Annotated in this window: 17 protein-coding genes; 8 read left to right on the top strand and 9 right to left on the bottom strand. The window is 73.4% G+C overall.

From position 1 onward, the window contains the following. The 4 genes from ACFWJO_RS16260 to ACFWJO_RS16245 all read right to left on the bottom strand — a co-directional run. The coding region (locus tag ACFWJO_RS16260) for a reverse transcriptase-like protein (RefSeq protein ID WP_386865522.1) at positions 1–665 on the bottom strand (665 nt) is incomplete at its 3' end. Next, positions 665–1,408 carry a zinc ribbon domain-containing protein gene (locus ACFWJO_RS16255; protein ID WP_386865531.1) on the bottom strand — a complete coding sequence of 248 codons (744 nt, stop codon included), beginning with the start codon at positions 1,406–1,408 and terminating at the stop codon, positions 665–667. The genes ACFWJO_RS16260 and ACFWJO_RS16255, both read right to left, overlap by 1 nt. Further along, positions 1,405–2,238 carry a Nif3-like dinuclear metal center hexameric protein gene (locus ACFWJO_RS16250; RefSeq protein ID WP_386865521.1) on the bottom strand — a complete coding sequence of 278 codons (834 nt, stop codon included), beginning with the start codon at positions 2,236–2,238 and terminating at the stop codon, positions 1,405–1,407. The genes ACFWJO_RS16255 and ACFWJO_RS16250 overlap by 4 nt, the downstream gene beginning before the upstream one ends. Before the next feature lie 342 nt (positions 2,239–2,580). Continuing rightward, entirely contained in the window at positions 2,581–3,618 is a 1,038-nt protein-coding gene (locus ACFWJO_RS16245; RefSeq protein WP_386865520.1) for an ABC transporter substrate-binding protein, read from the bottom strand. 359 nt (positions 3,619–3,977) lie between these two features. Here ACFWJO_RS16245 and ACFWJO_RS16240 point away from each other — a divergent pair, with 359 nt between their 5' ends. Further along, positions 3,978–5,126 (top strand): hypothetical protein, encoded by a 1,149-nt coding sequence (locus tag ACFWJO_RS16240; protein WP_386865518.1) that lies wholly within the window; start codon positions 3,978–3,980, stop codon positions 5,124–5,126. A 50-nt stretch (positions 5,127–5,176) separates the two neighbouring features. Beyond that, a complete protein-coding gene (locus tag ACFWJO_RS16235) occupies positions 5,177–5,299 on the top strand; it encodes a hypothetical protein (protein WP_386865517.1) in 123 nt (40 codons plus the stop codon). Between the two features lie 107 nt (positions 5,300–5,406). Here ACFWJO_RS16235 and ACFWJO_RS16230 read toward each other — a convergent pair whose 3' ends face one another. Genes ACFWJO_RS16230 through ACFWJO_RS16220 form a run of 3 tightly spaced genes read right to left on the bottom strand, consistent with a single transcriptional unit; the run spans position 5,407 to position 8,339 of the window. Next, a complete protein-coding gene (locus tag ACFWJO_RS16230; protein ID WP_386865515.1) occupies positions 5,407–6,351 on the bottom strand; it encodes a 3-oxoacyl-ACP reductase in 945 nt (314 codons plus the stop codon). 29 nt (positions 6,352–6,380) lie between these two features. Then, on the bottom strand, positions 6,381–7,457 hold the full coding sequence (locus ACFWJO_RS16225) for a Zn-dependent alcohol dehydrogenase (RefSeq protein WP_384418661.1): 1,077 nt from the start codon (positions 7,455–7,457) through the stop codon (positions 6,381–6,383). Between the two features lie 27 nt (positions 7,458–7,484). Further along, positions 7,485–8,339, bottom strand: a complete 855-nt coding sequence (locus tag ACFWJO_RS16220) for a MaoC/PaaZ C-terminal domain-containing protein (protein ID WP_386865513.1) — start codon at positions 8,337–8,339, stop codon at positions 7,485–7,487. Between the two features lie 373 nt (positions 8,340–8,712). On the opposite strand from ACFWJO_RS16220, the gene ACFWJO_RS16215 reads away from it, so the two are divergent. The 3 genes from ACFWJO_RS16215 to ACFWJO_RS16205 are packed head-to-tail and all read left to right on the top strand — an operon-like array spanning position 8,713 to position 11,571. After that, the gene (locus ACFWJO_RS16215; RefSeq protein ID WP_386865529.1) at positions 8,713–9,651 is read left to right on the top strand and encodes an ATP-binding cassette domain-containing protein; all 939 of its coding nucleotides are present in this window, start codon (positions 8,713–8,715) and stop codon (positions 9,649–9,651) included. Next, on the top strand, positions 9,648–10,370 hold the full coding sequence (locus ACFWJO_RS16210; protein ID WP_386865511.1) for an ABC transporter permease: 723 nt from the start codon (positions 9,648–9,650) through the stop codon (positions 10,368–10,370). Before ACFWJO_RS16215 ends, ACFWJO_RS16210 begins: the two co-directional genes overlap by 4 nt. Positions 10,371–10,395: 25 nt before the next feature. Continuing rightward, positions 10,396–11,571 (top strand): sensor histidine kinase, encoded by a 1,176-nt coding sequence (locus tag ACFWJO_RS16205; protein ID WP_386865509.1) that lies wholly within the window; start codon positions 10,396–10,398, stop codon positions 11,569–11,571. Between the two features lie 34 nt (positions 11,572–11,605). On the opposite strand, the gene ACFWJO_RS16200 is transcribed toward ACFWJO_RS16205, so the two are convergent. Continuing rightward, entirely contained in the window at positions 11,606–11,842 is a 237-nt protein-coding gene (locus ACFWJO_RS16200) for a hypothetical protein (protein ID WP_386865507.1), read from the bottom strand. Positions 11,843–12,180: 338 nt separating this feature from the next. Between ACFWJO_RS16200 and ACFWJO_RS16195 the strand changes: the two genes are divergently transcribed. The 3 genes from ACFWJO_RS16195 (at position 12,181) to ACFWJO_RS16185 (ending at position 14,262) form a co-directional block, all read left to right on the top strand. Next, complete coding sequence (locus ACFWJO_RS16195) at positions 12,181–12,612, top strand: tyrosinase family oxidase copper chaperone (RefSeq protein ID WP_386865505.1); 432 nt, start codon at positions 12,181–12,183, stop codon at positions 12,610–12,612. Positions 12,613–12,706: 94 nt separating this feature from the next. Next, positions 12,707–13,534, top strand: coding sequence for a tyrosinase family protein (locus tag ACFWJO_RS16190; RefSeq protein ID WP_386865503.1), 828 nt, complete (start codon positions 12,707–12,709; stop codon positions 13,532–13,534). 95 nt (positions 13,535–13,629) lie between these two features. Continuing rightward, entirely contained in the window at positions 13,630–14,262 is a 633-nt protein-coding gene (locus tag ACFWJO_RS16185; RefSeq protein ID WP_386865527.1) for a response regulator, read from the top strand. A gap of 63 nt (positions 14,263–14,325) precedes the next feature. On the opposite strand, the gene ACFWJO_RS16180 is transcribed toward ACFWJO_RS16185, so the two are convergent. Then, positions 14,326–17,928 carry a FlgD immunoglobulin-like domain containing protein gene (locus tag ACFWJO_RS16180; protein ID WP_386865501.1) on the bottom strand — a complete coding sequence of 1,201 codons (3,603 nt, stop codon included), beginning with the start codon at positions 17,926–17,928 and terminating at the stop codon, positions 14,326–14,328. Between the last annotated feature and the right edge of the window lie 96 nt (positions 17,929–18,024).

Here is an 18,024-nt window from a genome sequence, read left to right as displayed (position 1 = left end):
GTCGCCAGGGAGGCGCGGGCATGGGCGGCCAGGGCCGCGTCGGGAGCGAAGAGGCCCTCGGGCTCCGGTTCGGTGCGCGCGCCGGCGGCGGCCCCGGGGCGGGAGGCCTGACCCCCGCCCGTCAGGTCGGCGCCCGTCAGTGCCGCCCTCGCCCGGGCCGCGCCGGTCGTGGCGTCGCCCGCGGCGGCGCGGGCCGCGGCGAGTTCGGCGGCGTGGTCCACGGCCGCGGTCGACGCCGACGGCGACCACTGCTCGCCGCGGCGCCCCGCGTCCATCGCCTCGTTCGCGAGCCGGTCCGCGTGCTTGTTGCGCTCGCGCGGGATCCACTCGTACCGCACCCGGCCCGGCGGGAAGACCCGGCCCGCCTCGGCGGCCAGCGGCTTCATGTCGGGGTGCTTGATCTTCCAGCGGCCGGACATCTGCTCGACGACCAGCTTGGAGTCCATGCGGACGTGGACGGTCGCGTCCGGGAAGAGCTCGAAGGCCGCCCGCAGGCCCGCCACCAGGCCCTTGTACTCGGCCACGTTGTTCGTGGCGACGCCGATGTACTCGGCCCGCTCGGCCAGCGTCTCCCCCGTCGCCGGGTCGAGGACGACCGCGCCGTAGCCGGCGGGTCCCGGATTGCCCCGGGAGCCGCCGTCGGCCTCGACCACGAGCTCGCGCATTACAGGCCGGACTCCGACGTACGGACGAGGATCCGGCGGCAGTTCTCGCAGCGCACGATCGCGTCGGCCGCCGCCGCCCGCACCTCGTTGAGCTCGGTGATGTTCAGCTCGATGTGGCAGCCCTCGCACTTGCGCTGGTACAGCCGGGCCGCGCCGACCCCGCCCTGCTGCTCGCGGAGCTTCTCGTACAGCTTCATCAGGTCGGCCGGGACGGAACCCGCCACCAGCTCGCGCTCCTTGGCGACCGAGGCGGCCTCGGCGTCGAGCTCGGCCTGGGCGGAGTCACGGCGGCCGGTCGCGTCGTCGACCTTGGCCTGGACGGCGGAGACCCGCTCGGTCAGCTCCGTGACCCGCTCCTGCGCGGACTCGCGGCGCTCCATGACCTCGAGGACGATCTCCTCCAGGTCGCCCTGGCGCTTGGCCAGCGAGGTGATCTCGCGCTGGAGGTTCTCCAGGTCCTTCGGCGAGGAGACGGCGCCGGAGTCGAGGCGCTGCTGGTCGCGCGCGGCGCGCTGGCGCACCTGGTCGACGTCCTGCTCCGCCTTGGTCTGCTCGCGGGCGCAGTCGCTCTCCTCGGTCTGCGCGGCGACGAGCAGGTCGCGCAGCTGGGTGAGGTCCTTGTTGAGCGACTCGATCTCGGCGTGCTCGGGCAGCGACCTGCGCTTGTGCGCGATCTGCTGGAGGCGCACGTCCAGCGCCTGGACGTCGAGGAGTCGGATCTGGTCGGCGGGCGCGGCGTTCAGTTGGGGGCTCCAGAAGAGGTGTGGTGGGAGGACCAGGGGTCGGTGACCGTCTTCGAGACGTGGACCCGCAGGTCCCAGCCGTGGCGGTCGGAGATGGTGTCGAGCTGGGCGGCGGCCTGCTCGCACCAGGGCCACTCGGTGGCCCAGTGGGCGGCGTCGACGAGCCCGAGGGGCCCGGCGGAGGAGTGCGCGGCCTGCGTCGCCTCGGAGACCGGGTGGTGGCGCAGGTCCGCGGTGAGGAAGGCGTCCACGCCCGCGGCCCGCACGGCGTCGAAGAGGCTGTCGCCCGAGCCGCCGCTGACGGCGACCCGGCGCACCGGCATGTCGGGGTCGCCGGCGACCCGGATGCCCTGCGCGGTCGCGGGCAGCCGCCTCGCGGCGCGCGCGGCGAACTCGGCCAGGGTCTCGGGCTGGTCGAGCTCGCAGATCCGGCCGAGGCCGTTCTCCGGGACGAGGGGCCCGGTGACCCGCAGGTCGAGGGCGCCGGCGAGGGCGTCGGAGACGCCCGGGTCGGCGGTGTCGGCGTTGGTGTGCGCCACGTGGAGGGCGATGTCGTGCTTGATCAGGGTGTGCACGACCCGGCCCTTGAAGTGGGAGGCGGCGACGGTCGTCGTGCCGCGCAGATAGAGCGGGTGGTGGGTGACGACCAGGTCGGCGCCGAGGTCGATCGCCTCGTCGGCGATCTCCTGGACCGGGTCGACGGCGAAGAGGACGCGGCTGATCTCCGCGTCGGGGTCGCCGCAGACCGTGCCGACGGCGTCCCACTGCTCGGCCCGCTCCGGCGGCCAGAGGGCGTCGAGCTCGGCGATGACTTCAGACAGACGGGGCACGGAGGAAAGGCTACCTGGCCGCCTTGTGCGCCTGAACCGGCGCCGCTCTCGCGGACGTGGTCCTCCGCCGTCGCGGTTCCTCGATCGACGGTCGCGTCCATCTGCGGAGACGGTCGCGGTCAGCTGCGCGGATGGCCGCGGTCATCTGCGCGGACGGTCGCGGTCATCTGCGCGGACGGCCGCGGTCATCCGCGCGGATGGTCGCGGCCGTGCCCCTGGATGGCCGCGGCCATCTCCCCAGGTGGCTGCGGTCACCTCCGCAGACGGCCGCCGCCTTCTCCGCAATGGTCACGGCAGAAGCCCCCGGCACCGGTCGTGCCAGGGGCTCCCTCGTCCGCTCGTCTACTTGACGAGGTCCGCGCGCAGGTCGTCGAGCACGCTGTTCGCGGCCGTCACGCCGAGGCCCAGGTACCAGGTCTCGTCCGGGACGTCCTTCGCCTGGCCGGCCTTGACCGCCTTCAGGTTCTTCCAGAGCGGGTTGCCCTGGGCGGTGTCGCGCTTGGTGGCCTTCGGGTCGCCGTACACGCCGGTGAAGATCCAGTCGCCGTCGGCCTGGTCGATCTTCTCCGGGCTGACCTCGACCGCCAGGTCGTCGACCTGCTGGTTCTTCGGGCGCGGCAGGCCGGCGTCCTCGAGGATGGTGCCGATGAAGGAGGCCTTGGCGTAGAGGCGGATCTTGCCCGGGAGGTAGCGGACCATCGAGACGGTCGGCTTGTTCGGGCCGATGTCCGTGCCCAGCTGCTTCGCCTTGGTCTCGTACGCGGCGAGCTTCGACTTCGCCTCGGCCGTCCGGTCCAGGGCGGCGGCGTTGAGGAGGTAGTTCTCCTTCCAGGTGAAGCCCGGGCGGATGGAGAAGACGGTGGGTGCGATCTTCGACAGCTCGTCGTACTTGTCGGCGGCGCGCAGCTGGCTGCCGAGGATGAGGTCGGGCTGGAGGTTGGCGATGGCCTCCAGGTTGAGGTTGTTGATGGTGCCGACGGACTTCGGCGCGCCGGCGTCCTTCGCGAGGTAGCCGGGGATGCCGTCGTCGCCCTCGGAGGGCGCGTAGCCGACGGGCTTGATGCCGAGGGAGACCACGTTGTCGAGCTCGCCGACGTCGAGCACGACGACGCGCTTCGGGGCGGACTTGATCTCGGTCTTGCCGAGCGCGTGGGTGAGCGTGCGCGGGAACTGGCCGGCCTTGGCGTCCGTGCCCATGGCGGCCGTCCTGGCGGCGGCGTCGCCGAAGTCCTTACCGCCGGCGGCGACGTCCTTCTTCTTGCCGCCCTCGTCCTTCTTGGCGCCGTCCGAGGAGCCGTCACCGCCTCCGCAGGCCGCGAGGGTGAGCGCGGCGGCGAGGCTGAGGGCGGCGGCTGCGGTGCCGCGGCGGCGGAGGGGCATGTCGGGTCTCCTGTACGCGTACGGGGGTGGGACTGACAAGGGGGACTACTGCGTTCGGACCACGTCCGCCGGCTCCGGCCGGACCGTGGACCGCGGGCCGCGCGCTGGAGTCAGCGCCGTGGGGCCGCGGGACCGCGGGACTGCCGGGCCGCCGGAAACGGCAGCTCGCGACCCGTCCGCGGACTCACAGATTCCACTTAGGGTCGCCTTACCTTACTCACCCCTGGCCCCACCAGCACAACCCGGCCCCGCCCCTCAGAGGAATCGGACGACCGCCACCCTTTGGTGTGAAGTGGGGTGGCTCGTGTTGTTCGGCTGGAAGTGCGAAAACTAGCTTCGTGGCCGGAGGTGACGAGTCGATGACAGCCTGTGCCATCGAGACGACCACGGGAGACGGCCCCGGAAGCCCCGCCGTCGGCCCGGGAGCGTTCACGATCACCGCGAACGGCGCCTACGCGGCGCGGCTCGCCGGTTCCGGAGACGCCCTCTACGTGGAGCGGTGGACCCTCGACGGACCCGAGCCCTACGCCGTACCGCTGCCGCTCGCGCAGCCCGAGGAGCCCGGCGCGCTCCTGACGCCGCTGGCGGACGGCCGCGTCCTGGTCGGCCGCGCCGTGGACGGGCGCCGGTACGCGTTCTCGCTCCTCTACCCCACCGGCCCCGACACCGGCGAGCTCTCCCTCGGCTCCGTCCAGGCCCCCGCACCCGGCGCCCTGACGCTCCTGCCGCCGTCGCCCGACGGCATCTGCGCGTACGCGATGTGCGTCGGCCCGGACACCACCACGCTGTGGCTGGTGGCGGGCGGGGCCTTCGGCCCCGAGCAGGTGGCCGAGGTCAGGGGCCGCTGCACGGGCGGCGTCTGGCTGGACCGTACGGGACGGATGCTCGCGCTCGACCGGCAGCTGGACGGCGGCCCGGTGAAGGCGGTCGCCGTCGACCTGGAGCGCGGCGGCGAGGTCACGCCCCTGCTCCAGATCACCGAGGACAGTCACGACCGGCTGCTCCTCGCGGACCCCGACAGCGGTCTGCTGCTCATCCGCTCCGACGCGCCGTCGCCGGGCCACGACCGGCTCGGCTGGGGCGTGCTGGGCAGCCTGCTGCCGGTCCGCTTCCCGGAGTGCCTGCGGCTCGACGACGCGGCGGTGACGCCCATCGCCGTCCAGCCCGGGCAGGTACTGATGCCGGAGAACTGCGGTGTCGCGCTCCGGATCGACGCGATGGCCGGCAGCTGGGTGGGCATGTGGCGGCCCTCCTCACGACGGATGCACCAACTCGCCGCGCCCGCGGGCTGGCTGGCCGGCTCGGGCCTGTGGACGGCCGCCGGCGTCCTGCGCCTCCCGTACGCGACGCCCGGCGCGCCCTGCGGCCTCGCCTCGCTCACGGAACCCGCCGAAACGCCCGCCGAACCGGCGGCCGCGGAAACGGAACCGCTCGCCCCGGAGCCCAAGGTCTGCCGTCCCGTCCCCTTGCAGCAGGCTCCCCTCACGAACCGCAAAAGCGCTGGCTAAACTCACGGAGCCGCACCAGAAAGAGCGACAACAACGGGGTGAGTTCCGCCATGAGCAACAAGGACGCGCAGGAGCACAACGGCTCGGGCAAGCACCGCGGACCGGCCGCGCCGGCGGAGGACTCGTCGTCCTCGCCGCACGGCCGTCACCGGCGCGAACCCGACGCGCAGTAGGCAGCGTCTGAGAAGCACGCGAACGGCCCCCGGACGACAGGTCCGGGGGCCGTTCGCGTTCCCCACCACACCCCCATGTGGATGGTCCTCGGTGAACCCGCCGGCGCTCAGCCCTTCTTCAGGCCCAGCACCTCCGCCGCCGCGAAGGTCTCGCCCGCCGGCCGCGCCGCGTAGTGCGGCGTGAGGAGTGCGTCCAGCTCCTCGTACGTGAAGACGTCCTTCGCCGTGTCGAACTTCGCCGCCACCCGGGGCCGGTCGACGACCGCCACCATGCCGCCGTGGACGACGAGCAGCTGGCCGTTGACGCCGGCCGCCGCCGGGGAGGCGAGGTAGCCGACGAGCGGCGCCACGTGCTCCGGCGACAGCGGGTCGAGCTCGTCCTCGGCCGTCGGCTCGGCGAAGCCGGCGAACACGTCCTCCGTCATCCGGGTGCGGGCCCGCGGGCAGATGGCGTTCGTGGTGACGCCGTACCGGGCGAGGGCCAGCGCCGTGGAGGTGGTCAGACCGACGATCCCGCCCTTGGCCGCCGCGTAGTTGGGCTGCCCGGCCGAGCCGGCGAGGAAGGCCTCGGACGAGGTGTTGACGATCCTGCCGTAGACGCCGCTGCCGCCCGCCTTGGCCCGGCCGCGCCAGTGCGCGGCGGCGAAGTGCGTGGTGTTGAAGTGGCCCTTGAGGTGCACCCGGATGACCGAGTCCCACTCGTCCTCGCTCATCGAGAAGACCATCCGGTCGCGCAGGATGCCCGCGTTGTTGACCAGGACGTCCAGCTTCCCGAACTCGGCCACGGCCAGGTCGACCAGGCCGCGCGCGGTCTCGAAGTCGGCGACGTCGCCGACGTGGGCGACCGCCCGGCCGCCCGCCGCGCGGATCTCCGCCGCGACCTCCTCGGCGGGCGCCGCCGAGGCCTCGCCGGAGCCGTCGCGCCCGGGCCGGCCGTAGTCGTTGACGACGACGGCCGCGCCGAGCCTGGCCAGTTCCAGGGCCTCGGCCCGGCCGAGGCCGCGGCCCGCGCCGGTGACGATCGCGCTCAGACCCTCAAGAGGCAGTGACATGGGCAGGTCCTCTCAGGTGGGGGTGCCGGTCAGATCTCGATGCACGTGCGCAGGGCCACGCCCGTCCGCATCTGCTCCAGCGCCTCGTTGATCCCGGCGAGCGGCACCCGGTGGGTGATCAGGGACGCCAGGTCGATGCGCCCGGCCCGCCAGAGCGCGATGGCCCGTTCGTACGAGCGGAGCACGTCCCCGCCGCCGTACATCGAGGGCAGGATCCGCTTCTCGTCGAAGAACAGCTCGAACATGTTGAGCTGGAGGAAGTCGTCGAGCGCGCCCGCGCCGACGACGCACAGCGTGCCGCCGCGCCGGGTCGCCTCGTACGCCGTGCGCGCGGTGGCGGACCTGCCGACGACCTCGAAGACGTAGTCGAAGCCCTCGCCGCCGGTGATCCGCTGCCTGGCGTCGGCGAGCGCGTCGGGCGCGACCGCCTCGGTGGCGCCGAAGCGGAGGGCTGCCTCGCGGCGGGACTCGACCGGGTCGACGGCGACGATCTGGGCGGCGCCCTGGAGCTTCGCCCCCTGGACGGCGGAGATGCCGACGCCGCCGCAGCCGATGACGGCGACCGACGAACCGGCCTCCACCTTCGCCGTGTTGATGGCGGCGCCGAGACCCGTCGTCACGCCGCAGCCGATGAGCGCGGCGATGTCGAAGGGCACGTCGTCGGGGATCGGGACGGCGCAGCCGGCGTCGACGACGACCTCCTCGGCGAAGGTGCCGGTCCCGGCGAAGCCGAAGACGTCTCCGCCGGGGCGCCTGAAGTTGGGGGTACCGGCGTTCATGAAGCCGGCCAGACAGAGCTGGGTCTGGCCGCGCCTGCAGGCGGGGCAGCTGCCGCAGGCGGGCAGCCAGCACAGCAGCACCCGCTGGCCGACGCCGAGGCCGGTGACGCCGTCGCCGATGTCGACGATCTCGCCGGCGCCCTCGTGTCCGGGGACGAAGGGCGCGGGCTGCGGCAGGACGCCGCTCATGGCGGAGACGTCGGAGTGGCACAGGCCGGTGGCCCGGACCCGGATCCGCACCTTGCCGGGGCCGAAGCCCACCGCCTCGACGTCGTCGAGGACCTCGAGTTTGTCCTGGCCGATCTCGTGCAGTACGGCTGCGCGCATGGTGCGGCTCCAATCAGCCCATGGGGTTCAGGAGTGTTCGACGACGGTGTCGGCGAGTACGGGGGCGTCGTCCCGTTCGACGGCGCTGACCGCCACCTGCGTACGGCCCTCGGCGGCCCACATCCGGATCCGCAGGGTCTCGCCCGGGAAGACGACTCCGGCGAAGCGGGTGCGGTAGGAGCGGACGCGCGTGACGTCGCCGTCGAGGAGGGTGTCGACCACGGCCTTGAGGGTCATGCCGTACGAGCAGAGGCCGTGCAGGATCGGCCGGTCGAAGCCCGCGAGCTTGGCGAACTCGGGGTCGGCGTGGAGCGGGTTCCAGTCGCCGGAGAGCCGGTAGAGCAGGGCCTGGTCCTCCCGGACGGTCCGCTCGACGGTGGCGTCGGGTGCGCGGTCCGGGAGTTCGAGGCGCTCGGAGGGTCCGCGGTCGCCGCCCCAGCCGCCCTCGCCGCGTACGAAGATCTGGGCGTCGCTGGTCCACAGCGGCCCGTCGTCGTCGGCGGCCTCGGAGCGGAGCACCAGGACGGCCGCCTTGCCCTTGTCGTACACGGCGGCGACGCGGGAGGTGGAGACGGCCCTGCCGGAGACGGGCAGCGGGCGGTGCAGGGTGATCGACTGGCCGCCGTGGAGGACGGCGGCGAGGTCGATGTCGATGCCGGGGGCGGAGAGTCCGCCGACGACGCCCATGCCGGCGCCGGCGACGGTGGCGAAGCTGGGCAGGACGTGGAGCCGGGATTCCAGGGTGTAGCGCAGCTCGTCGGGGTCGGTCGCGGGGACGCCCGCGCCGAGGCCGAGGTGGTAGAGCTGCACGTCCTTGTGGTCCCAGGCGATCTCGGCGCTGCGGGGCTCGGCGGCGACGGCCTTGGCGGCGTCAATGGGCATCGCTCTGTTGCTCCTCGTGGCAGGTGGAGACCTCGGCGCGGTCGTCCGCACCGTCGACCGCGCCGAGGCCGTGCGGGGGCGTTCTAGAACGCGTTCTAGAACGGTGATCCCCATGTATAGCCGAGCCCCTGGGAGTTGTGAACCCTCCTGACGGCATGTCAGATCGCTGGTTCCGGCGCCCCGGACCCGGGACATTTGTCACCGTCAGGTCCGTACGTCCGGGCCTGCCGGACCCCGGCCCCGGCTCCGTAGCTTCGTGGTCATGACGAACCAGACAGCGAGGCCGGCGGAGACGGCGGCGCCGGCGACGCGGACGGCGGTCGCCTTCTCCGCGGTGACCAGGACCTTCGGCGCCGTCCGGGCCGTGGACGGGATGGACCTCGCCATCCGCCGCGGCGAGACCGTGGCCCTGCTGGGCCGCAACGGCGCCGGCAAGTCCACCACCATCAACCTCCTCCTCGGCCTCGACGAGCCCGACGGCGGCCGGGTCCGGCTCTTCGGCGCCGAGCCCGCCCGCGCGGTGGCGGCCGGCCGGGTCGGCGCGATGCTCCAGGACGCCCGGCCGGTGCCGCGGGTCACCGTCCGCGAACTGGTCGGCTTCGTCGCCCGCACCTACCCGGACCCGCTGCCCGTCGGCGAGGCGCTGGCGCTGGCCGGTCTCACCGAGCTCGCGGACCGCCGCGTCGACCGGCTCTCCGGCGGCCAGGCACAGCGCGTACGGTTCGCGGTCGCGCTGTCCGGCAACCCCGAACTGATCGTCCTGGACGAACCGACGGCCGCGCTCGACGTCGAGGCCCGCGAGGCCTTCTGGGCCTCCATGCGGCGCTACGCCCGGCGCGGCAACACGGTCCTCTTCTCCACCCACTACCTGGAGGAGGCCGACGAGCACGCCGATCGGATCGTGGTCGTCGACTCCGGCCGCGTCCTCGCCGACGGCACCGCCGAGCAGCTCAAGCGCGCGGCCGGCGGCTCCTCGGTCTCCTTCGACCTGGCCGGCCGGCCCACCGACGGTCTGGCCGCGCTGCCCGGAGTGACCTCGGCGGAGATCCGTGGCGACCGTGCCCGGCTGCGCAGCGACGACCCGGACGCGACGGTCCTGGCGCTGGCGTCCCTGGGCCTCGTCCGGCGCCTGGAGGTCGCCCCGGTCTCGCTGAACGACGCCTTCCTGTCCCTCACCCGGGGCGACGCCGCCCGGACCGGCCCTGCCGTCCAGGCCGCCCGCGCCACCACGAGCCGCACCGACACAGCCACCGGCACCCGCACCGGCACCGGCACCGACACCGACACCGACACCCTGGAGCGGGTCCGATGATCACCGCGTACGTACGCCTCGAAGTCCGCCGCACCCTGCGCGACGCCGGTTTCGCGATCTCCTCGGTCGGCGTGCCGGTCATGATGTACCTGCTCTTCACCAACCTCGGCGGCCAGAACAGCCCCGAGTTCAAGACCGCCGCGATGGTCGGCATGGCGGCGTACGGCGCGCTGGGCGCCGCGCTGTCGCTCGGCACCGGGGTCGCCGAGGACAAGTCCTCCGGCTGGCTGCGGCAGCTGCGGATCACTCCGATGACGCCGCGCCAGGTGGTCACCGGCCGGGCCCTGACCGGCACGGTCGTCGTCCTGCCCGCCATCGCCGCGGTCCTGCTGGCGGGCGGTCTCGCCAACGGCGTACGGCTCGACGCCTGGCAGTGGGCGGTCGTGGCCCTCGCGCTGTGGGCCGGTTCGCTGCCCTTCACCCTGCTCGGCCTCGGCAACGGCTACCGCCTCTCCGCGCAGACGACGGGTGTCGTCAACGTGGCCTGCAACCTGGGCCTCGCGGTGGTCGGCGGCCTGTGGTTCCCCGTCGACCTGTTCCCGAAGTGGCTGGCGACCGTCTCCTCGTACACCCCCACCAACCGCTTCTCGGAGCTGGGCCGCGCGGTGGCGGAGGGCACGGCTCCGGGGGCGGCGGCGCTGACGGTCCTGGCGGTGTGGGCGGTGCTGTTCGGCGCGTACGCGGCGGTCTCGTACCGTCGTTCGGCATGGACGGCGTGAACGGGAAGCAGTCACAGGGGTGGGGATGAGGACGGGGACCGAGGACTGGTGGCGGTGCAGGCGCGCGGCGCTGCGGCGGCGCGCGGAGAAGCGGCACCAGGAAGGACCGAGCGGGCTGAGCCTGCTGCCGTGGCTGCTGATGGGCCTGGGCGCGCTGTCCCATCTGCTCAGCGGCGACGCACCGAACCCCTGGATCGGCGGCCTGGGTCTCCTCGCCTTCAACACCCTCTACATCGCGATCGTCCTCCGCGCCTTCGACGAGCACCGCCGCGAGACCGCGGCCACGTGGTGGCTCCTCGCCTCGCTCGGCGCGCTCACCTTCGCGCTCGCCATCGGGTACGGCCGGGAGTGGCTGCTCCTCTTCCCGCTGCTCGGCCTCGCGGTCGGCGCGATCGTGCGGGGCGCGGTGCTCCTGCGGCTGATCGTCCTCCCCCTGGTCCTGGCGGTCGCGGCGGTGACGTTCTGGCGGGACGGCTGGGACTCGTTCGGGATCGTGTACGGCACGTTCATCTCGGTCATGGTGACGGCGGCGATCCTCACCCTGAACAGCACGGTCCTGGAGCTGCGGGCCACGCAGGAGGAACTCGCCCGCACGGCGGTGGAGAAGGAGCGGCTGCGCTTCTCCCGCGACCTGCACGACCTGCTCGGCCACACCCTGTCCGTCGTCGTGGTGAAGGCGGAGGCGGCCCGCCGCCTGGCGCCGCGCGACCTGGAGGCGGCGCTCGCGCAGCTGGCGGACATCGAGACGGTCGGCCGGCAGGCGCTGACGGAGATCCGGGAGGCGGTGACGGGCTACCGCGAGGCCTCGCTCACGACGGAGCTGGACCGGGCCCGCGACGCCCTGTCCTCCGCCGGCATCGAGCCGGTGGTCCGCCAGTCGGGCCCGCCGCTCGAACCGCAGACGGAGGCGCTGTTGAGCTGGGTGGTGCGGGAGTCGGCGACCAACGCGGTACGGCACAGCGGCGCGACCCGCTGCGAGATCGAGGTCGGCGGCGGTCCGGAGCGGGTGCGGGTGACGGTGACGGACGACGGGCGCGGCGTCCCCGCCGGCAGCACGCCAGGCAGCGGTCTGCGGGGCCTTCGGGAACGGGTCGCCGCGGCGGGCGGCACCCTGGTCTCGGGGCCGGGCCCGCGCGGCGGGTACCGGGTGACGGCGGAGCTGCCGGTGGACCCGGCGGCGGATTCGGGGGCGGACCTGTAGACGCGGGTCGCCCCTGATCCGCTCGCCCGGACCGTCAGGCGTGCTGCTCGACGGCCTGGCCGCCGATGTTCGCGTCGGAGCTGTTCCCGCTGATGGACGCCTGGGGCTTGTTGTCGCGGCCCACCTTGTCGAGGCCGAGCAGGTCGACGAGACCGGCGTCCTGGGCCTGGGCGTTCGGGTTGTCGGCGGCCAGGGCCTGAGGGGCGCCGGCGAGACCGAGGGCGGCACCGGCGAGGAGGAGGGCGGCACATGCGCGCTGGGTGGTGTTCATGACCTGCCAACGAGCGGGGCGGGATCGGGGTGCGGCACCCGGGGTGCGGTCGGTATCCGGACACGTTGACGGGGTGGCCCCCGCCACACCGCGCGGCCGCCCCGGAAGATCCTTCGCGGGACGCCGTCCCCTTCTGCGGAACATTTCCCTCCGCGCGCCCGGCGGCGACCCGCGCAGCAAGATCAACTTCGTTCAACTTTGCACTTTACGCACGAAGTTGTCCACTTCGCGACCAACCCGTTCCCGGCGATTTCCGGCACACCGGCCGCTGGCGGTACCGATGGGACCTACCGGGGGCATATGACCAACCCCCGGTCGCACCACCATCAGGGGGTTTCATGTCCAGCATCACTCGCCGCAGGGCCCTGGGCGTCGCCGCGGGCGCCGCCGGCGCCGCCGCGGGGCTCGCCCTGGCCGGCCCGGCCACCGCCTCCACCTCGCGCACCACGGCCGCGACGGCCGGTCCCGCGGCTCCGGGATCGTTCGACGAGGTCTACCTCGGCCGCCGCATCAAGGGCGGCCCCGCGCAGGGCGGCGGGCAACACGGAGGCTCGCACGGGGGCGGCCACGGGGACGGCCACGGAGGCGGCCACGGCGGCGGCTACAGCGTCACGATCGACGGGGCGGAACTGCACGTCATGCAGAACGCCGACGGCACCTGGATCAGCGTGATCACGCACTACGAGCCCGTCGCCTCGCCCAAGGCGGCCGCCCGTGCGGCCGTCCGCGAGCTCCAGGGCGCGCCGCTCGTCCCGCTCGCCCTCGCCTGATCCGCCCCGACCGACCCGACCGCGTCGACCGCCTCGACCGCCTCGACCGCCCCGACCGCCCCGACCGCCCCGACCCCGGAGCCGTACCACCGTCATGACCATACGCAAGAACCAGGCCACGCTGACCGCCGACGAGAAGCGGCGCTTCGTGGCCGCGCTGCTCGAACTCAAGCGCTCGGGCCGCTACGACACCTTCGTCACCACGCACAACGCCTTCATCATGGGCGACACGGACACCGGCGACCGCGTCGGGCACCGCTCGCCGTCGTTCCTGCCGTGGCACCGGCGCTTCCTGCTGGAGTTCGAGCGGGCGCTGCAGTCGGTCGACGCGACCGTCACCCTGCCCTACTGGGACTGGACGGCCGACCGCACCTCCCGCTCCTCGCTCTGGGCGCCCGACTTCCTCGGCGGCACCGGCCGCGCGCGTGACGGCCAGGTACTCGACGGCGCGTTCGCCCGCTCCGGCAACAGGTGGACCATCAACGTCCGGGTGGACGGCCGCGACTACCTGCGGCGCGACCTCGGCGCGGGCGGGCGGCAGCTGCCGACGCGCGCCGAGGTGGACTCGGTCCTCGCCATGGAGACGTACGACACGGCTCCCTGGAACAGCTCGTCGGAGGGCTTCCGCAACCACCTGGAGGGCTGGCGCGGCGTGAACCTCCACAACCGCGTGCACGTCTGGGTCGGCGGCCAGATGGCCACCGGCGTGTCCCCGAACGACCCGGTGTTCTGGATGCACCACGCCTTCGTCGACAAGCTGTGGGCCGAGTGGCAGGCCCGCCACCCCAAGTCGCCCTACCTCCCGGCCGCGGGCACCCCGAACGTCGTCGACCTCCACGACACGATGCGCCCGTGGAACGACGTGACCCCGGCGGACATGCTGGACCACACGGCCCACTACACCTTCGACACGGCCGCGTGACACCGCCGGGAGGCCACCGGCGGGGCAGCGGGGGCCCGGCCCCGTACGACGCGCCCCAACAGGCCTCCCGGCCTACGCTGTTCCCTGTGAACGAGATGCCGCAGGACCACCGCCCCGCCAAGTCGACACGGGTCCTCCTCGCCGAGGACCAGGGGATGATGCGGGGCGCGCTCGCGCTGCTGCTCGGGATGGAGCCGGACATCGAGGTCGTCGCGCAGGTGGGGCGGGGCGACGAGATCGTGGCCACCGCGCTGACGGCCCGGCCGGACGTGGCGCTCCTGGACATCGAACTGCCGGGCCGCTCGGGTCTGGAGGCGGCGGCGGACCTGCGCGACGAGGTGCCGGACTGCCGGGTCCTGATCCTGACGACCTTCGGCCGGCCCGGCTATCTGCGCCGCGCGATGGAGGCGGGCGCGGCGGGTTTCCTGGTGAAGGACGGCCCGGTCGAGGAGCTGGCCGAGGCCATCCGCAAGGCCCTGCGCGGCGAGACGGTCATCGACCCGGCCCTCGCGGCGGCGGCCCTCAGCGCGGGCCCGAACCCGCTGACGGCCCGCGAACGCGACGCCCTCGGCGCCTCCGTGGACGGCGCGACCGTCGCCGACATCGCGGCGAAGCTCCACCTGTCCGAGTCCACGGTCCGCAACTACCTGTCCTCGGCCATCGGTAAGACGGGCACCCGCAACCGCATGGAAGCGGTGCGGGAGGCCCGTCAGCAGGGCTGGCTGTAGCCGGCCGGCCGGCCACCGGGTCGACCCAGGGTGACCGGCCGGCCAGAGGCGGGAGCCGGTGGCTCAGCCCGTGTAGTAGCCCGCCACGTCGGCGAGCAGGTCGAGCGAGCCCGCCTTGTTGTAGAAGGTGACCTTTCCGTCCTTCACCGGCACGACGACCAGGTTCGGAACCGTCTGTCCGGCCACCACGTTCAGGTTCGACGCGCTCGTACGGGTCGTGCCCGCCGGGTAGACCGACACGAAGGTGCCCGCCGTCGCGTTCGTCGCCGTCACGTTCATCACCACGGCGGTGACGTTCGTGGCCGGGACCCCGCCCTTGCCGGCGACGGTGAGCGTCACCGTGCCACCCGGGCCCAGCTTCGCCTTCGGCACACCCACACCGCTACGGGTGTCCATCACGCGCGAAGGCGTGACGGGCTCGTAGAGGGAGCCGGTGGTCTCCGTCGTGTAGTAGCCGGCGACGTCCGCGAGGAGGTCGAGCGAACCCGACTTGTTGTAGAAGGTGACCTTGCCGTCCTGTACGGGGACGATGACGAGGTTCGGGACGGTCTGGCCGGCCACGACGTTGAGGTTCGACGCGCTGGTGCGCGTCGTGCCCGCCGGGTAGACCGACACGAAGGTGCCCGCCGTCGCGTTCGTCGCCGTCACGTTCATCACCACGGCGGTGACGTTCGTGGCGGGGACCTCGCCCTGGCCGGCGACGGTGAGGGTCACCGTGCCGCCGGCACCGACCTTGGCCTTCGGCACGCCGACCCCGCTGCGGGTGTCCATCACGCGCGACGGCGTCACCGGACGGAAGCGGGAGCCTGCCCCGTCCGTCGTGTAGTAGCCGGCGACGTCGGCGAGCAGGTCGAGCGAACCCGACTTGTTGTAGAAGGTGACCTTGCCGTCCTTCACCGGCACGACGACCAGGTTCGGAACCGTCTGACCGGCCACCACGTTCAGGTTCGACGCGCTCGTACGGGTCGTGCCCGCCGGGTAGACCGACACGAACGTGCCCGCCGTCGCGTTCGTCGCCGTCACGTTCATCACCACGGCGGTGACGTTCGTGGCCGGGACCCCGCCCTTGCCGGCGACCGTCAGCGTCACCGTGCCACCCGGGCCCAGCTTCGCCTTCGGCACGCCCACGCCGCTCCGGGTGTCCATCACGCGCGACGGCGTCACCGGACGGTAGGTGCCGGAGGCGGTGCCGCCGAGGACGGTGACCGAGCCGGTGCGCTCGAGCGCAGGGCCCGCGCCGTCCGCGGGGACGGCGGTCAGGGTCCAGGTGTACGCGCCGTTGGCGGCGGGCCTGCCGGCCTCGTCCTTGCCGTCCCAGGCGGCGTCCACCCGGCCGCGGGCGTCGGTGCCGCGCAGGGTGCGGACGACGTCGCCGGTCGCCGTGTGGCGGAGCGTGAACTCCCAGGACGCGGCGGGCTTGGACAGCCACCAGCGGCCGCGGACGCTCGCGCCGGGCGTGGTGAGGTCGAGCGCCGTGCCCGGCACCGCCTGGTCGATCACGGAGAGCGGGGAGGCCTGGACGCCGGTCGGCACGATCCGCACGCGCCGGTCGTCGCCGACGTACGCGAGGTGGCCACCGAAGCGGTCCACCGTCCAGTCGGACCTGGCCCGCGTGGCCTTGCCGAGGTCGGCGCCGCTCACCGCGTTGCGCCGGGGCAGGTCGGCGTGGGCGCCGGAGGCGGGCAGTCCGCCCTGGAGGTCGTAGACGTCGATGCCCTGGCCCTCGTTGGCGACGGCGAGGTAGCCGTCACCGAGGAGGGTCGAACCGGCCGGGGCGGTCGTGAACTTCTTCGCCTGGCGGTCGTAGACGCCCGCGCCCCGGAAGCTGCCGCTGTAGCCCTCTTCGCAGCGCCAGTAGACGAAACGTCCCACGGCCTGGAGCTCGGACGGGCGGCAGGCACCCGGGATGGCGAAGGACTCGGTGACCGCCGTGCCGCCGGCCGCCAGGGACGTGGCGCTGACGGTCGATCCGCTCGTGCCCGCGCCCCACAGCGTGTCGCCCCAGAGCGCCGCCGGCATCGGGTCGCGCTTCACCACGACCTGACTCGTCCCGCCCTCGCGGAAGTCGACGACGAGCTGCGCGCCGCCCTGGACTCCGTCCTGGATCAGGCCGTAGCGGCCGGAGAGGTCCTTAACCCAGGGGCTGGACAGGGGCGCCTTGACAGCCGGGCCCCAGTTCGTGTCCCCGTTCTTGAAGAGGACCGTGCCCGCGTGCTCCATGGGGTTCCTGCGCCCGTGGAAGCCGTCGCCGCTCGCGTACATGGTGATGCAGTACGTCGTCGGATCGTTGCCGCTGTCGCCGCAGTCGTCGTCCCGACCGCCGGCGAGGACGTCCTGCGTGGTGCGTCCCGGCTCGGGGCGACCCGAGGTGTTCAGCCAGGTGCTGCGGTAGGAACCGATGATCGTGTGCGGCTCGTAGAGCTCGGAGTCGTCGGCGGTCGTCAGGATGCCGCTGCCCAGCGCGATGCCGGCCGGCCGCGCGGGCATGTCCTCGATGTCCGCGACCCGGGTACGGGCGATGGTGCCGTCGGAGGCCCGGGTGAAGCGGTAGAAGCCCCAGTCGAGCGGACCGCGGTGGGGCTTCGTCTCGGCGCCGGCCACGAGCGCCGACCCGTCGGGAAGGTTCGTGATGTCGCCCCGGGCAACGGCGAGCAGGTCCTCTTTGCCTCCGTCGGGGCGGTGGTGCCAGAGGACCCGCCCCTGGTACTCGTTGTCCCCGCCGTTGATCGGCGCGAGGGTGAGCAGGGCGGTGCCGGTGGCCTTCGTACCAATGGCCGCGACAGCGTCCTCGTACGGCACATCCCGCAGGTCCAGTTCCTGCTCGGGAGCCGCGACGTCGGCCCGGTCGAGCAGCGCGCCCTCGTAGTAGCCGTCGCGCAGGATCCAGTCGGGGCCGAGCCGGAGCTGGTCCCAGCTGTACTTCTCGGGCAGCTCCTTCAGGACGCCATCCGACAGGTCCACCAGCCAGGACCGGGTCTCGGCCTTGCTGTCGACCCAGATGCTGCCGCTGATGACCACGGACCGCGCGTCGCCGGCGACCCCGAGGCGCCAGCCCTCGGGCAGCCCCTCGATCGCGCGGTCCTGCACGGCGCCGCCCTCGGTAGTCGTCAGCAGGTGCAGCCCGGTCGAAGCCTGTTCCGTCCCGGTGCGGGTGACGACGGTGGAGCCGTACGTGGCGACGTACGACTGACCCTCCGGGATCGCGATGGTGACGGTGGGCTCCCCGCCCTTGACCGGGCCGAGGGTGACGCGCGGGCTCGGGCTCTCCTCGAACACGGCGAGCGTGTCCGTGCCGTAGCCGTACGTGCCGATGCCGGGCGCCGAGAGGAACCGACCCTCGTCGACGTCGTACACCGGCTTCTTCGGGAGCCGCTGGTCGAGGATCGTCGTGGCGCCGGTGGCGTAGTCGATCCAGCGCAGGCGGTCGTCGCCCTCCTGCGCGGTCAGGAAGCCGGTCTGGCCGGCGTTCAGGACGAGCGTGGCGCGCGGGACGAAGCGCGCGCCCGCGGGGACGACGACCGGCGCCGTCGCCGGGTCGGTCGCCGGGTCCTCGGCGAACGCCGTACCGGCGGCGGCACCGAGGCCGGCCGGTACGGCGAGCGAGAGAACGAGAGCGGCGTTGACGAGGCCGCGCGCCCGCCCGCGTCTGCGGGATGACCTGATCAAGTGGGTTTCCTCCCCATGGAACGCGGTACGGGGAGGCGTCGGCGGTGGTCGTGCCACCCGTCCGGTCCGGCGCGCGAGCCCCCAGCTCTCCGCGTC

Source organism: Streptomyces sp. NPDC127092, assembly GCF_042722475.1.
Classification (GTDB): domain Bacteria; phylum Actinomycetota; class Actinomycetes; order Streptomycetales; family Streptomycetaceae; genus Streptomyces.
The sequence above is the reverse complement of the archived record's forward strand: the minus strand, read 5'-3'. Positions and strand labels throughout refer to the sequence as shown.

Excerpts from the sequence above, each read along its gene's own strand:
- ACFWJO_RS16210 (WP_386865511.1), top strand. The coding sequence starts at position 9,648 with ATGATCACCGCGTACGTACGCCTCGAAGTCCGCCGCACCCTGCGCGAC.
- ACFWJO_RS16215 (WP_386865529.1), top strand. The coding sequence starts at position 8,713 with ATGGACCTCGCCATCCGCCGCGGCGAGACCGTGGCCCTGCTGGGCCGC.
- ACFWJO_RS16220 (WP_386865513.1), bottom strand. The coding sequence starts at position 8,339 with ATGCCCATTGACGCCGCCAAGGCCGTCGCCGCCGAGCCCCGCAGCGCC.
- ACFWJO_RS16190 (WP_386865503.1), top strand. The coding sequence starts at position 12,707 with ATGACCATACGCAAGAACCAGGCCACGCTGACCGCCGACGAGAAGCGG.
- ACFWJO_RS16205 (WP_386865509.1), top strand. The coding sequence starts at position 10,396 with ATGAGGACGGGGACCGAGGACTGGTGGCGGTGCAGGCGCGCGGCGCTG.
- ACFWJO_RS16225 (WP_384418661.1), bottom strand. The coding sequence starts at position 7,457 with ATGCGCGCAGCCGTACTGCACGAGATCGGCCAGGACAAACTCGAGGTC.
- ACFWJO_RS16245 (WP_386865520.1), bottom strand. The coding sequence starts at position 3,618 with ATGCCCCTCCGCCGCCGCGGCACCGCAGCCGCCGCCCTCAGCCTCGCC.
- ACFWJO_RS16235 (WP_386865517.1), top strand. The coding sequence starts at position 5,177 with ATGAGCAACAAGGACGCGCAGGAGCACAACGGCTCGGGCAAGCACCGC.
- ACFWJO_RS16230 (WP_386865515.1), bottom strand. The coding sequence starts at position 6,351 with ATGTCACTGCCTCTTGAGGGTCTGAGCGCGATCGTCACCGGCGCGGGC.
- ACFWJO_RS16195 (WP_386865505.1), top strand. The coding sequence starts at position 12,181 with ATGTCCAGCATCACTCGCCGCAGGGCCCTGGGCGTCGCCGCGGGCGCC.
- ACFWJO_RS16240 (WP_386865518.1), top strand. The coding sequence starts at position 3,978 with ATGACAGCCTGTGCCATCGAGACGACCACGGGAGACGGCCCCGGAAGC.
- ACFWJO_RS16185 (WP_386865527.1), top strand. The coding sequence starts at position 13,630 with ATGCCGCAGGACCACCGCCCCGCCAAGTCGACACGGGTCCTCCTCGCC.
- ACFWJO_RS16200 (WP_386865507.1), bottom strand. The coding sequence starts at position 11,842 with ATGAACACCACCCAGCGCGCATGTGCCGCCCTCCTCCTCGCCGGTGCC.